The organism is Chromohalobacter nigrandesensis, from assembly GCF_023061285.1.
Taxonomy (GTDB): domain Bacteria; phylum Pseudomonadota; class Gammaproteobacteria; order Pseudomonadales; family Halomonadaceae; genus Chromohalobacter; species Chromohalobacter nigrandesensis.
Genome location: NZ_JAKGAM010000007.1, coordinates 47,371 through 61,592, shown reverse-complemented (window position 1 = coordinate 61,592; position 14,222 = coordinate 47,371). Strand labels below are relative to the sequence as shown.

Below are 14,222 nucleotides of genomic sequence, written 5' to 3'. Positions count from 1 at the left end.
GGGGTGTTTCTTTATGCTGCTGGATAGCGCTAGCTCAGCGCGGAATGACTACAGCATGCTACGCAGCACGTAGTGCAGGATGCCGCCGTGACGGTAGTATTCCATCTCGTTGGCGGTATCGATGCGGCATAGCGCCTCGATCTTCTTCTCGCCTTTACTCGATGCGATGGTCACCTGGACCTTGGCGCCGGGCTCGATATTGGCGATGCCCTCGATGGAAATCGTTTCGTCACCGGTCATGCCCAGTGAATTGCGGTCTTCGCCCTCGGGGAACTGCAACGGCAGCACGCCCATACCGATCAAGTTGGAGCGGTGGATGCGCTCGTAGGATTCGGCAAGGACGGCGCGTACGCCCAGCAGGCGAGTACCCTTGGCCGCCCAGTCACGGCTGGAACCGGTGCCGTATTCCTTGCCGGCCACGATAACCAGCGGCGAATCGTTCTCGGCGTATTTCATCGCCGCGTCGTAGATCGCCATCTGCTCGCCGCTGGGCACGTGGCGGGTATAGCCGCCGACGACGCCGTCGAGCATCTCGTTTTTGATGCGTACGTTGGCGAAGGTACCGCGCATCATCACTTGGTGATTGCCGCGCCGCGAGCCGTAGGAGTTGAAGTCAGCGGGCTTGACGCCGTTTTCCTGCAGGTAACGGCCGGCAGGGCTATCCGGTTTTATCGCGCCGGCGGGCGAGATATGGTCGGTGGTCACCGAGTCGCCGAACATGGCCAACACGTTGGCACCCTTGACGTCTTCCAGCGGCGCGGGCTCCTTGCCCATGCCTTCGAAGAACGGCGGATGCTGGATGTAGGTGGATTTGTCGTTCCACGCATAGACATCGCTTTCCGGCACATCGAGCGACTTCCAGATCTCGTCGCCCTCGAAGACCTCGCTGTACTCCTTGCGATACATCTCGGTCCGGACCTGCTCGACGGCTTCGGCGATCTCTGCCTGGCTCGGCCAGACATCCTTGAGGTACACCGGGTTGCCGTCATTGTCATTGCCCAGCGGTTCCTTGGAAAGGTCGATGCGCATGTTGCCGGCCAGGGCATAGGCCACGACCAGGGGCGGTGACGCCAGCCAGTTGGTGGGGACCAGCGGATGGATGCGGCCTTCGAAGTTGCGGTTGCCGGAGAGCACCGAGGCCACCGTCAGATCGCCCTCTTCGATGGCTTTCTCGATCGGCGCGTGCAAGGGCCCGGAGTTACCGATGCAGGTGGTGCAGCCATAGCCGACCAGGTTGAAACCGAGTGTGTTGAGGTCGTCCTGGGTGCCGCTGGCGCTGAGGTAGTCGGTGACCACCTTGGAGCCTGGTGCCAGTGACGTCTTGACCCAGGGCTTGGTGGTAAGGCCTTTCTCGACGGCCTTGCGCGCCAGCAGCCCGGCGGCCAGCATTACGCTGGGGTTGGAGGTGTTGGTGCACGAGGTGATCGCGGCGATGACCACAGCGCCTGGGTTGAGCTTGAAGTTCTCGCCATCGACTTCGCAATTCTGGCTGTCTTCGTGCTCCAGGCTCTCGTCGGTACCCACGGCGGTCTGGCCGCCTTCGGACAGCCACTTGCCTTGCTCGGTGGATGCGGCGTCCGGCTTGCGATCGCTCAGGATCTTCTCGAAGGTGGACTTCATGTCGGTCAGGGCGACACGGTCCTGCGGACGCTTGGGTCCGGCGAGGCTGGACTCGACTTCGTTCATGTCGAGGTGCAGCACATCGCTGAAGATCGGTTCGGTGCCAGGCTCGCGCCATAGCCCCTGCGCCTTGGTATATGCCTCGACGAGTTCGATCTGATGTTCGTCGCGGCCGGTGAGGCGCATGTAGTTGAGGGTTTCCTCGTCGACCGGGAAGAACCCGCAGGTGGCACCGTATTCGGGGGCCATGTTGCCGATGGTGGCGCGATCCGCCAGTGGCAGGTCCTTGAGGCCATCGCCGTAGAACTCGACGAATTTACCCACCACGCCTTTCTCGCGCAGCATCTGAGTGACTGTCAGCACCAGGTCGGTGGCGGTGATGCCTTCGCGCAGCTTGCCGGTAAGCTTGAAGCCGATGACTTCGGGGATCAGCATCGAGACCGGCTGGCCAAGCATCGCGGCCTCGGCCTCGATACCGCCCACGCCCCAGCCGAGTACGCCCAGGCCGTTGATCATAGTGGTGTGGGAGTCGGTGCCCACCAGCGTGTCCGGATAGGCGAACGTCTTGCCGTTTTCTTCCTTCGTCCATACCGTCTTGCCGAGATACTCCAGATTGACCTGGTGGCAGATCCCGGTACCCGGTGGCACGACGCGGAAGTTATCGAACGCCTGTTGGCCCCAGCGCAGGAATTCGTAACGTTCGCGGTTACGCTCCATTTCGATGGCGACATTGTCCTTGAACGACGTCGGATCGCCGTAGTGATCGACCATCACCGAGTGGTCGATGACCAGATCGACGGGGGAAAGCGGGTTGATGCGCTCGGCAGGTTCGCCGAGACGCTTGACGGCGTCGCGCATGGCGGCCAGGTCCACGACCCCGGGAACGCCGGTGAAGTCCTGCATCAGCACGCGTGCCGGGCGATAGCCGATCTCGCGAGTGGAGCGTCCTTCCTTCTGCCAATCGACGAGTGCTTGCATGTCGTCGGGGGAGACGCTCTCATCGTCGCCGTAGCGCAGCTGATTCTCGAGCAACACCTTGAGTGTCATGGGCAGGCGCGAGACGTCGCCGAACGCCTGGGCAGCCTTGTCCAGACTGTAATAGTGGTAGGTACGGTCGCCGACATCGAGTGTCGATAACGTATTCTTTGGAGCTTCGGACATGGAGCCCTCCTCCTCATCAATGCTGGACGATTTTTTCATGGCGAACGTGGAACCAAGTCGTGCCTGGAAATGCCGGAGAGGCCAGCGGACTATCCGACGGCTCGGTTCGCCGCGAGTCAGGTTCCTTCGACAATGTCTACAATATCATCGATAGCGTAGACATGGTCATGATAAGCCTTTATTTCAAGCGCGCCCATGTCACCAAGGTGGCAGGTGCAGGTGGATGTGGAGTGGTGCCTGAAGCGTGGCACGCCAATCTTGTGCGAGAATCTCGATGCACTGGCTTGAAAGAGGGCGAGGACGACCCGACATCAATCGGTGAAGCGCCGTACTCTTAAGCGCCGTACTCTGAAGAGGCCAGGAAGTCGGTATGAACGAAGAGATGTTGTTTCCCTGGCCGGCGACATGTCCTTATTGCGATGCGTCTTTCGAGATGCTGATCGATAGCAGTGTGGGTAGCCATGCTACTTGGGAAGACTGCCCCCAGTGTTGCGCGCCGATTCAAGTGCGCGTGTCGGTATCGCCATTCAGTGGCGAGCTTGAGGACGTCATGCTGGGGCAAGACGACGACGTATTTTGAGTGCTTCCCTATGGCGGCATCGCTATGGCGAGAACGCCATGGCAGCCCGATAGGAAGTGACTATGTTGCCTATTGGGGCAATCAAATTGGCATATGGTAAAGCCGTCTTTATCCTTGGGGCGTTTTTATCACAGTCATCCACTCGACTTTTCAGGAGAAAAGCATGAGCGTATTGGTTGGACGTCAGGTACCCGATTTTGAAGCGGCAGCGGTTCTGGGCGATGGCACCATCGTCGACGACTTCAAGCTGTCCGAAACCAACGGCAAGATGCGTGTCGTCTTTTTCTGGCCGTTGGACTTCACCTTCGTCTGCCCGTCCGAAATCATCGCCCACGACAACCGTCTCGCGCAGTTCCGCGATCTCGGCGTTGAAGTGATCGGGGTGTCCATCGACTCTCAGTTCACTCACCACGCATGGCGCAAGACCTCTCCCGAGAAGGGCGGCATCGGTGAAGTCGGCTTCCCGATGGTGGCTGACGTCAAGCACGAGATCACGCAAGCCTTCGGTATCGAGCATCCGGAAGCCGGCGTCGCCCTGCGCGCGTCCTTCCTGATCGACGAAGACGGCGTCGTCCAGCATCAGACCATCAACAACCTGCCGCTGGGTCGCAACGTCGATGAGATGCTGCGCATGGTCAAGGCCCTCCAGTTCCACCAGAAGAATGGCGAAGTCTGCCCCGCTGGTTGGGAAGAAGGTCAGGAAGGCATGAAAGACACCGCCGAAGGCGTCGCCAAGTATCTGGGCACGCACTCCGACGAACTGTAAGCGTTAGTGCGTTTGCAACGAAGGGCGGTCACTCGGCCGCCCTTTGCCGTGTCGACAAGCGTTTACAGCGAATGGTGTGTGGCCTGCGCGTGATGCGTGCATGCCACACAGCATTTTTTGGTCCAACTGCCGGCCAGCGTATTCCGTAAGCGAGGTTTCCCCATGAGCGACGTGCGTCACGAACGACTGATCATTCTCGGTTCCGGCCCTGCCGGTTACACGGCGGCCGTCTATGCGGCCCGCGCCAATCTCAAGCCGCTGCTGATCACCGGCATGCAGGCCGGCGGTCAGTTGACCACCACCACCGATGTGGATAACTGGCCGGGTGACGCCGAAGGCGTGCAGGGGCCGGAACTGATGGAACGCATGCGCAGCCATGCCGAACGTTTCGATACCGAGGTACTGTTCGACCATATCAACGAGGTCGAGCTGCGTGAGCGTCCGTTCGTGCTCAAGGGCGAAAACGGCACCTATACCTGCGATTCGTTGATCATCTCCACCGGTGCCAGCGCGCGTTACCTGGGGCTGCCGTCGGAAGAGAAGTTCATGGGCCAGGGCGTGTCTGCCTGCGCCACCTGCGATGGCTTCTTCTATCGCGGTCAGGAAGTCGTGGTCGTCGGCGGTGGCAACACTGCCGTCGAGGAAGCGCTGTATCTGTCCAACATCGCGACCAAGGTCACGTTGGTGCACCGCCGCGATAGCCTGCGCGCCGAGAAGATCCTGCAGGACAAGCTGTTCGACAAGGTCGAGAATGGCAACATGGAAATCGTCTGGAACCACACCCTCGAGGAAGTGCTGGGTGATAACACCGGCGTCACCGGAGTGCGGTTGATCTCCACCGTCGATGGTGCCTCGCGTGAAATTCAGGCCCCGGGGCTGTTCGTCGCCATCGGCCACTCACCGAATACCGGTATCTTCGAAGGCCAACTGGACATGAACAGCGGCTATATTCGGGTCAAGTCCGGCCTCGACGGCAACGCCACCATGACCAGCGTGCCGGGCGTCTTCGCCGCTGGTGACGTGATGGATCATGTCTATCGTCAGGCGGTAACCTCTGCGGGTACCGGGTGCATGGCGGCCCTCGATGCCGAGCGTTACCTCGACGGCCTGGAGTGAGCCTGGATAAGGCCATTGTGTCGCGCCGCGCGGCGACAACCTGAAGCCGATGCCCACGCCCGCGAAGCGATTCGCGGGCGTGTGTAGTTGTGAGAGTTTGTGAAAGTTCGTGAGAGCTTTGAGAGACTGACGAGGGCGATAACACAAGGGAGATGACGCATGAATGCCTCCTCGGATGACATGACGTCCTCCAGCGCATGGTTGTATGCCCTCGTCGATGCCTGTCGTGAACGGCGGCATCGCGGCGTGATCTGGATACCCGCGTCTCCCGAGACGGCACGGGCGCGGGCACTTTCTCTATGGCGAGCACGCACGTGGCATGCGCCCTTGTGGGTCGGTCAGACCGCGCCCGGAGACACCATCGACGCGCTTGCTCCGCGCCAGGCCCGCACCCGGCTGGGACGCGAGCATGACTTGATTATCATCGATGCTGGCGCCGAGCCGGGCTTCGATCCGGATGCCTTCGGGGCGTTGAGCGGCACACTGCGTGCCGGAGGGGTGCTCGTCATATTGACGCCCGCCGAGTGGGCTGCCGGTCAGGTCGGCCCGGATGCCGACTATGCGCGCCTGGCACATTGGCCCCACGCGCCGACGACCCTGAGCGCCCATTACCTGGCGCGCCTGGCACGCGGTCTGCGCCGCGAGCCCAGCGTCTGGCGCTGGCCTGATGAACACGCTTCGCCGCATCCCGGTCGCCTGCCCGAGGTGAGCGCGCCCGCAGCGTCTTCTCCCGGTGACGCCTGTATTACGCATGATCAGCAAGAGGCCGTGCATCGGTTGACGCGGCTGCGCCGTCGCCGTCCGGTGGTCCTGAGCGCCGATCGCGGGCGTGGCAAGTCGGCCGCACTGGGGATTGCCGCCGGGCGACGGCTGGCGGCGGGCGAGACGACGCTGTGGGTCACCGCACCACGTCAAGCCGCGGTCGAGCCGTTGTTCGAGCGCTTGGCCGCGTTGTATCCCCATGGGCACCGCGATGCGGCGCGCTTTCAGATCACGCTGGAAGCGGGGGAGTGCGAGGTGCGCTTTCTCGCCCCGGACGCCGTCATGGCGGCCCTGAGCGAACCGGATGTGGATCGTCACGCGCCGCCGACCCTGTTCGTCGATGAGGCGGCGGCCATTCCCACGCCGCTGTTGGCACGTTGGCTGGAGGCCTTCCCGCGTCTCGCTTTCGCCACCACCGTGCACGGTTACGAAGGCACCGGACGTGGCTTTCAGGTCCGCTTTTATGCGCGTCTTTCTCGCCGTACGCCCGACTGGCGCGAGATCCGTCTGCGTGAGCCGGTGCGCTGGGCCGACGGCGATCCCCTCGAGCGTCTTACCCGCGATATATTGCTGCTCGATGCCGCGCCGGCCGACGATAGCGAGGCCGAAGCGGCGTTGGCTGCCGCGCCGCTGCGCATTCGCTGGCTTGACCGGGCGACGCTGGCCGACGACGAGCATGCCCTCGAGGCGTTATTCGGCCTGCTGGTGCAGGCCCATTACCGCACCACCCCGAGTGATTTGCGCCAACTGCTCGACGGCCCCGATGTGCGACTCGCGGTGGCCTATGCCGGCGATACCTGTCTCGGGGTCTGCCAGGTGCAGGCGGAGGGTGGTTTTCCCGCCGATCTGGCTGAGTGTGTCGTGCTCGGCGAGCGCCGTCCGCGCGGTCATCTGCTGGCGCAGTCGTTGGCCGCGCACGGTGGCTGGCAGACGGCGCTGACATCGCGCTGGTGGCGCATCATGCGCATCGCCGTGCATCCCGTGGCGCGGCGGCGTGGCGTGGGGCGGGCACTGGTCGAGGCCGTGGCCACTGCGGCCTGTTCGCACGAGGTCGCGTATCTGGGCGTGAGTTTCGGCGCCGAGGCGATGCTGATCGCCTTCTGGCGGCGTTTGGGGTTCATCTCACTGCGTTTGGGACTTACCCGTGAGGCGGCGAGCGGCGAGCACGCCCTGATGATGGGGCGGGCGTTGATGCCCCCGGCGAGGGCGTCGCTGGCGACTTGGGCGGATGACTTCCAGTACCTGCTGCCGAGTCTGCTGGCTTTCGAGCTGGCGCATCTGGAAACCGATGTCGTCACGGCGTTGCTGCATGAGGGAGCGGTGCCCGCGGTGAATGCCGATCTATATGCACGCCTGGAGCGTTTCGCGCAGGGCGGCGGTGAGCTGGCGCTGGCGCGGCCCTGGCTGTGTCGGGCCTGGCTGGCCTGGTGGCGCCGCCAGCCGCAGAAAGCCGCCGACGAGACGCTGGACGAGGACGTGCAAGCGTTACGTGATTGGGCCGCGACGTTGTTCCAAGGGCGTGATGTCGAGGCGACGCGCGCCATGGGACGCCAGGTTCGAATCGCCCACTGGCGCCGTCTGGCGGGCCTCTTGCGTTGTCGTCTGGAGCCGACGCCCTGACTGTCGCTGTCGGTGGGCTTGCGTTGCGTGATTCAGCGCGTAAGGTGTGATGACGCCCGACACGTGCTGCGTCGCCATTCCTTGATCGTTTGTCGTTACCGGGAGACGTGGCGCGCGATGTCGGCGGCTCCCAACAGGAACGATTTCCCATGAACGATCATCTTCTGCAACTCTCTCCCGAACCGCTGTGGCGCCATTTCCGCACGTTGTGCAACACGCCGCGCCCCTCCGGCCATGAACAGCGCCTGGTCGAGACGCTCACGGCCTGGGCCGACGAACGTGGGCTTGCGCATGAACGCGATAGCGCGGGTAATCTCAAGATTTTCAAGCCGGCCTCGCCGGGATGCGAAGCGCTTCCCGGCGTCATCCTGCAGGGACATCTGGACATGGTCGCCCAGGCCAACGCCGATCACCCGCATGATTTTACCCGCGATGCCCTCGACACCTACGTCGAAGACGGCTGGCTGCATGCCCGTGAGACCACCCTGGGCGCCGATAACGGCATGGGCGTGGCCGCCGCGCTGGCGATTCTCGAGGACGACAGCCTGCGCCACGGTCCCCTCGAGGCGTTGTTTACGCTGGAAGAAGAAGCCTCCATGCGCGGCGCACTGGAGCTCGACGAGGGCTGGCTGCAGGGGCGTTATCTGCTCAATCTCGACTCCGAGGATCGCGGCCAGGTTTATATCGGCTGTGCCGGAGGGGCCGACGTGGTCGTTGGTGCGCGGCTGCCCACGCGGGATCTCGGCGAGGACGAAATCGTGCGTCGCGTCGCCCTGACCGGACTGGTGGGCGGCCACTCGGGGATCGATATCCACAAGGGGCGCGGCAACGCCAATCGCTTGCTGGTGCGCGTGCTGCGTGCCCTGGAACCGTTCGGCGCCTGCCTCGTCGCCTATCACGGCGGCACGCTGCGCAATGCGTTGCCGCGCGAGGCCTTCGCCAGCATCGCGTTGCCCCTCGACGAAGAGGACGCAGTGACGCAGCGGTTGGCCGAACTCCAGGCTGAGTTGGCCAGCGAGTTGGCGGGAATCGACGAAGACGTGCAGCTCGCCCTCGAGCCCGCCGAGCCTGATGCGCCGCTCACCGAGGCGGCCAGTCGCCTGCTGATCGCGGCTTTACATGTGGCGCCGTGCGGCGTCGAGCGTATGAGCGTGGAAGTGCCGGGCGTGGTGGAGACGTCCAATAACCTGGGCGTGGTCAAGCTCGAGGCCGGGTGTTTTCATCTTTGCGCCCTGGTGCGCTCGTTGCGCGATAGTGCCACACAGGATCTCGCCGACCGCTTCCGGGCACTGTTCTCGCTGATCGGTGCCGAAACGCGGGTCGAGAACGCCTATCCCGGCTGGACGCCGGACCCCGAAAGCACGCTGCTGGCGCGCTTTCGTCGCCTGCACCTCGAACAGACCGGCGTCGACCCGGACGTGAAGGTCATCCACGCCGGGCTGGAATGCGGCATTCTCGGCGGCAAGTACCCGCAACTGGACATGATTTCCTTCGGCCCCCTGATCCGCGGCGCTCACTCGCCGGCGGAGCGTGTCGAGCTCGACTCCGTGGGCGAGTTCTGGCAGGTGCTGCGCGCCGTGATCGAAGACTTGGCCACAGCGCGGGCGGCGTGAATCAGCGCGACGCCTGACGCACCGCTTCCAGCCCCGTCTCGGAGATATAGCCACGGTCGTGCGCATGCACGGCCATGTCGGCGCTATCGTCGCTCAGCAGCAGCTCGCAGTCGGTGTGCTCGATCTCCTCGCGCAACCGGGCGATGGCGGCTTCGCGGTCGGGTTTGCGGTCAACGCGACGAATGTAGATCGTCTTCACGCGGTCCGGGTTCTCCTTGACGATACGCGTGTAGATCTCGGGGTCGTGTTGACCGCTGTCGCCGATCAGCACGCAGGGCAGGGTGTCGAAGAGCGTGAGCATCTGGGTGATCAAGCCGTACTTGTGATCTTCGGCGCGGCGCGGCCAGGGATGACGCCAGGAAATACCCCATTCGCGCAGGAACAGGATCGGCCCGACCGGAATATGGTTGAGCTGGAAGAACGCCTCGAGCACCTCGTAGATGCTCCACGGACCGCGTGAGACGTAGAGGATCGGCCGCCGTGAGTCGCCCGCTGTACCCGCGTGCAAGGCCTGATAGAGTTCGGCAACGCCGGGAAAAGCTGTGCGTCGATGCGCCTTCTCGACGAATAAGCGATATAACATGCGCAGCTTGTCGGCGACGCCGGTGTACATCACCGTGTCGTCGATGTCGCTGATCACCATCAGGTCGGTATTTGGCGGTGGAATATAGACATCGGCGCGCGAGCGGACGTTGTCGCGGTCGGCCGTGATGACCTCGAGCTCGGCACGATGCCATGAAACGTGCTCGTCGAGCGGAATGTCGAGCGGCAGGCGGACATTGAAATAGCCGTCGTGGTCGGTAGTGACAGTGGCGCTATTGTCGCCCAGGCGAATGCGCACCTCAGCGTCGGCAAAGCCGCGCCGCGCCAGGCGTCGGGTCACGTCTGCGGCGTCACGTAGCGCCCCGCGTCTAGGGATGATGCGCGCCAGCCCCACCTGACGGAAGACGCGTCCCATCAGGAATACCTCGCGGTGCGTGCCGTAACCACGGTAGGGGTGGACGACCGGGCCGCCTCGGCCGCTATCCGACTTCATCGGCCGCGCGAAGATCCGTAGCAGGCTCTTGAGAGCGAAATGCAGGCGTCGTGACAACATGCGAATACCGCCTCGCGGGCCGACGCTCTCGGCGGTACGCAAGACGTCCGCCTCACGTGAGGCGGACGTCGGTTGTGGTCGGTAGGGGGCCATCAGGCGTGCTGTCCGCTATGGCGACCTTCGGCCAGCTCCTCTATCAGTTTGGCGTTGAAGGCGTCCATGTCCTTGGGAGTGCGGCTGGTGACCAGGCCGTTATCGACGACGACCGGCTCATCGACCCAGTGGGCACCGGCGTTCTTGAGATCCTGCCCCACGGAGGCGACCGAGGTCATCTTGCGCCCGTCGACGACACCGGCGTTGATCAGGATCCACGGGGCATGGCAGATCGCAGCCACTGGCTTACCCCCCTCGAAGAAGCCGCGCACGAAGGCCAGTGCTTTTTCGTTGAGGCGCAGTTCGTCGGGATTGAAGAGCCCGCCGGGCAGGACCAGGGCGTGATAATCGCTGACGTCGACATCGCTCAAGGCCTTGTCGGCCTCGTAGGTGTCGCCCCATTCGGTCTCGGCCCAGGCACGGATGTCCTTGCCTTCGGGGGTGACCACTTGCACCTCGACGCCCTGACTCTGCAAGGCGGCACGCGGTGCGGAAAGCTCGGATTCCTCGAAACCGTCGGTGGCGAGGATGGCGACACGTTTACCTGACTGTGCTTGACTCATCGTGACCTCCTGGTCGTGATGCTTCATGGATGACAGCAGCCACCACCGGGCGATCCTAGTCCGGTATCAGGCGGCCTCACTCATTGAGTTTGGGCCATCGCCGCGTGACTTCAAGCCCCGGGTTGCTTGCGTCGCGCCGCGCAGTGGGGGAAGGTGATGCGCGCGAAGTGTTTGATCGCGTTTTTAATCGAGAGTTTTAAGCGCACGTTTTCATCGAAAGTCTTCAATCGCCGGTATTCGCCCATGTCCAGTACGTTTCCTGCCGCTTATCTTCTCGCCCTTGCGGGCGTCCTGATGCTCGCCGCACTGATGCTCGGTGTCGCATGGCGGCGTGAACGCACGCGTCGCGAGGCGGCCGAGCACGATGTCGAACGTGCCCAGCGTCATCAGGCCGAGGCCGAGGAAACACGCGCCCGGCTGGAGCGCGAGCTGGCCCAGAGCGATGCCCAACTGGACGCCGTGCGCGAGCAGAGCCTCGAGACCCAGCGACTGCTGGGGCAACGCGAGCGCGATCTAGACGCTCGTCAGGAGCAGCTTGCGGCGCTGCGCGAGCGTCACGGTCGCCTGGAAACACAGCTCGAACAGGAGCGCTCCCACCATGCCGAGAAGCTCGCCCTGCTCGAGGAGGCGCGGACACGTCTCACCCAGGACTTCGAGGCGTTGGCGGGACGGATCTTCGAGGAACGTCAGCAAACCTTCAACACCCAGAGTCGCGAGAATCTCGAGGCCATGCTGGCACCGTTTCGCGAGCAGGTCGGTGACTTCCGGGCGCGCCTGGAGGAAATTCACGGCCAGTCGCTGCGCGAACGCTCGACCCTCAAGACGCAGATCGAGCATCTGTCCACCCTGAATCGCCAGATCACCGAGGAAGCCGCCAACCTGACGCGGGCGCTCAAGGGCGACAAGAAGATGCAGGGCGATTGGGGCGAGGTGATACTCGAATCGGTGCTCGAGCGCTCGGGACTGCGCCGCGACATCGAATACAAGCGCGAAGTCTCGGTGGAGGGCGAGTCGGGGCGTCAGCGCCCCGATGCGGTGATCTACCTGCCCGACAACCGCCACCTGATCGTCGATGCCAAGGTCTCGCTCAACGCCTACGTGCGTTACGTCAACGCCGAAGACGAGGCCACGCGCGCGCAGGCGTTGAAGGCCCATGTCCAGGCGGTGCGCGCGCATATCGATGCACTTTCCGGGCGTGACTATCCGCGCTTGCCGGGACTCAACTCACCGGATTTCGTGTTCCTGTTCATGCCCGTCGAGCCGGCGTTCGCGGTGGCCTTCCAGCATGATGAAACGCTCTTCCAGGACGCCTTCTCGCGCGACATCGTGGTGGTCACGCCGACCACGCTGCTGGCGAGCTTGAGAACCGTGGCCAGTCTCTGGACGCTGGAGCGCCAGAACGATAACGCCCGTGTCATCGCCGCACGGGCGGGCAAGTTGCTCGACAAGTTTCGCGGCTTCGTGGACAGCCTTGAGGACGTCGGCCGTCATCTGGAACGCGCCGACGGCAGCTATCGCCAGGCGATGGGGCGCCTGTCGACGGGGCAGGGGAGCCTGGTCAGCCAGGCGTTGATGCTCAAGCGTCTGGGCGTGCGCATGAAGCGCGACCTGCCGGCGCATCTGACCGATCAGGTGGATGCTGAAGAACTGGACGACATGGCGGACGACGAGCCCGACACCAAGGAGACCTCTTCCGGCGACGAGACACGCGGGGAGCCCTAGATACCCGTCAGGCTCTGGAAATTGTGCCGTTCGTACTCGCGATACACCAAGTCGGTGCTGATGCACACAGAGCTGGCCTTTGTATTGGCGCTAAAGAATAGGTGACTACTTGCCGTGGTCATCGTGCTGCGCTACTTTGGTGACTAGGTATCGTGACCAGGGAATACCCATGAACACCGAAGAAGTACCGAAATCGCAATTCAAGGCGCGGGCGCTAGAGTTCTTCCGGCAAGTCGAAGCCTCGGGAGACGCGGTCATTGTGACTGATAAGGGGCGTCCCACAATTGAGGTGCGCCGGTATAAAGCAGATAAGCGCTCCCCACTTGAGCGCCTGCGTGGCAGCGTCATCGAGCTGACGGATCCATTTGAACCTGTGGGCGAAGACGACTGGGAGACGCTGCGTTGATCGTCCTGGATACTCACGCCCTGCTGTGGTGGGTCAATGGTGACTCCCAGCTATCTCAACACGCATTACAAGTCATTGAGCATGAAATGCAGGCGGATGATGGAGAAATCCTGATTTCAGCTATCTCTGCGTGGGAGATTGCGCTTTTGGTCGAGAAGAGCCGTCTCGCACTATCGATGGCCACCGACGACTGGTTGAAGACAGTCGAGGAGATCGAGGGAGTCCGCTTTGTTGCCCTGGACGCTGCCACGCTGGTTGAGTCAACTCGGCTTCCGGGAGAGTTTCATAAAGACCCGGCAGATCGAATGATCGTAGCGCTGGCCCGACACTTCAACGCCGATCTGATCACAGCGGACGCAAAGATCACAGCCTATCGACACGTCAGGACTGTCTGGTAATGGCTGGAGTAGAGTGTCCCGACGCCCTACCGCTTGGCGAACAATAATGAGGGAGGAAAATGCACAAATGACACCGCCCGGCACAAGGCCGGGCGGTGTCGTCGAACAAGATGGACACGTAGTGGCGATTAGCCCAGGTAGGCGCTGAGCATCCACACGGTCTTTTCCTGCTCGCGGATATAGTCGCTCATCTGCGAGGCGGTGCCCTCGTCGTCGGCATCGGCGGCCATGGAATTGAGCTCGCGCTGCAGTTCGAGCAGTGCCTGATACCCTTGCACCAAGCCGCGCACGCATTCGGTACCTTCATGCACGTGGGTATCTTCCTGAATGCGCGAGATCTTGGCGTAATCGCTGTAGGCATGCAGCGGCTCGTGGCCCAGCGTGAGGATGCGTTCGGCGACTTCATCGACCTTGGCGAGCAGGTCGGTATAGATTTCCTCGAACTTGACGTGTAGCTCGAAGAAATGCGGCCCCTTCACGTTCCAATGATAGCCGCGCGCGTTCATGTAGAAGATCTGGTAGTTGGCCAGCAGCTCGTTGAGCTTCTCGGCCAGTTGGTTGGCGCTGTTGGTATGCAAACCGATGGCATTGATGTCGGACATGAAAGCACTCCCTCGTAAAGCAATGGACTGATGTTGTCAGGGGACGAAATCGTCGATGATCCCAGTCTAGAGTGACATCAGGGGCTTGGGTAACGAATCTTTCC

13 protein-coding genes are annotated in these 14,222 nt (G+C 62.8%); 8 read left to right on the top strand and 5 right to left on the bottom strand.

From position 1 onward, the window contains the following. Positions 1-48 precede the first annotated feature (48 nt). On the bottom strand, positions 49-2,781 hold the full coding sequence (gene acnA / locus L1073_RS10320; protein WP_246899044.1) for an aconitate hydratase AcnA: 2,733 nt from the start codon (positions 2,779-2,781) through the stop codon (positions 49-51). Between the two features lie 370 nt (positions 2,782-3,151). Here acnA and L1073_RS10315 point away from each other — a divergent pair, with 370 nt between their 5' ends. The 5 genes from L1073_RS10315 to L1073_RS10295 all read left to right on the top strand — a co-directional run bounded on the left by L1073_RS10315 (position 3,152) and on the right by L1073_RS10295 (position 9,238). Then, entirely contained in the window at positions 3,152-3,361 is a 210-nt protein-coding gene (locus tag L1073_RS10315) for a zinc ribbon domain-containing protein (protein WP_246899042.1), read from the top strand. Positions 3,362-3,524: 163 nt separating this feature from the next. Beyond that, positions 3,525-4,127 carry a peroxiredoxin gene (locus L1073_RS10310; RefSeq protein ID WP_246899040.1) on the top strand — a complete coding sequence of 201 codons (603 nt, stop codon included), beginning with the start codon at positions 3,525-3,527 and terminating at the stop codon, positions 4,125-4,127. Positions 4,128-4,289: 162 nt separating this feature from the next. Then, positions 4,290-5,243: a thioredoxin-disulfide reductase gene (gene trxB, locus L1073_RS10305; RefSeq protein WP_246899039.1), complete on the top strand. Its 954-nt coding sequence runs from the start codon at positions 4,290-4,292 to the stop codon at positions 5,241-5,243. Positions 5,244-5,402: 159 nt separating this feature from the next. Next, on the top strand, positions 5,403-7,625 hold the full coding sequence (locus tag L1073_RS10300) for a tRNA(Met) cytidine acetyltransferase TmcA (RefSeq protein WP_246899037.1): 2,223 nt from the start codon (positions 5,403-5,405) through the stop codon (positions 7,623-7,625). Between the two features lie 149 nt (positions 7,626-7,774). Then, positions 7,775-9,238, top strand: coding sequence for an aminoacyl-histidine dipeptidase (locus L1073_RS10295; RefSeq protein WP_246899035.1), 1,464 nt, complete (start codon positions 7,775-7,777; stop codon positions 9,236-9,238). Position 9,239: 1 nt separating this feature from the next. Here L1073_RS10295 and L1073_RS10290 read toward each other — a convergent pair whose 3' ends face one another. The 3 genes from L1073_RS10290 to L1073_RS17255 form a co-directional block, all read right to left on the bottom strand. Then, entirely contained in the window at positions 9,240-10,334 is a 1,095-nt protein-coding gene (locus tag L1073_RS10290; RefSeq protein ID WP_246899032.1) for an App1 family protein phosphatidate phosphatase, read from the bottom strand. 92 nt (positions 10,335-10,426) lie between these two features. Further along, the gene (locus L1073_RS10285) at positions 10,427-10,990 is read right to left on the bottom strand and encodes a type 1 glutamine amidotransferase domain-containing protein (RefSeq protein ID WP_246899030.1); all 564 of its coding nucleotides are present in this window, start codon (positions 10,988-10,990) and stop codon (positions 10,427-10,429) included. 110 nt (positions 10,991-11,100) lie between these two features. Further along, positions 11,101-11,235, bottom strand: coding sequence for a hypothetical protein (locus L1073_RS17255; protein WP_281506054.1), 135 nt, complete (start codon positions 11,233-11,235; stop codon positions 11,101-11,103). Between L1073_RS17255 and L1073_RS10280 the strand changes: the two genes are divergently transcribed. The 3 genes from L1073_RS10280 (at position 11,234) to L1073_RS10270 (ending at position 13,516) form a co-directional block, all read left to right on the top strand. Further along, entirely contained in the window at positions 11,234-12,712 is a 1,479-nt protein-coding gene (locus L1073_RS10280; RefSeq protein WP_246899028.1) for a DNA recombination protein RmuC, read from the top strand. The two genes, L1073_RS17255 and L1073_RS10280, sit on opposite strands and share 2 nt — an antisense overlap. Before the next feature lie 169 nt (positions 12,713-12,881). Continuing rightward, positions 12,882-13,118, top strand: a complete 237-nt coding sequence (locus tag L1073_RS10275; protein ID WP_246899026.1) for a type II toxin-antitoxin system Phd/YefM family antitoxin — start codon at positions 12,882-12,884, stop codon at positions 13,116-13,118. After that, the gene (locus L1073_RS10270; RefSeq protein ID WP_246899024.1) at positions 13,115-13,516 is read left to right on the top strand and encodes a type II toxin-antitoxin system VapC family toxin; all 402 of its coding nucleotides are present in this window, start codon (positions 13,115-13,117) and stop codon (positions 13,514-13,516) included. The genes L1073_RS10275 and L1073_RS10270 overlap by 4 nt, the downstream gene beginning before the upstream one ends. Positions 13,517-13,644: 128 nt before the next feature. Here L1073_RS10270 and L1073_RS10265 read toward each other — a convergent pair whose 3' ends face one another. Beyond that, positions 13,645-14,118 (bottom strand): Dps family protein, encoded by a 474-nt coding sequence (locus tag L1073_RS10265; RefSeq protein ID WP_246899023.1) that lies wholly within the window; start codon positions 14,116-14,118, stop codon positions 13,645-13,647. Positions 14,119-14,222 lie beyond the last annotated feature (104 nt).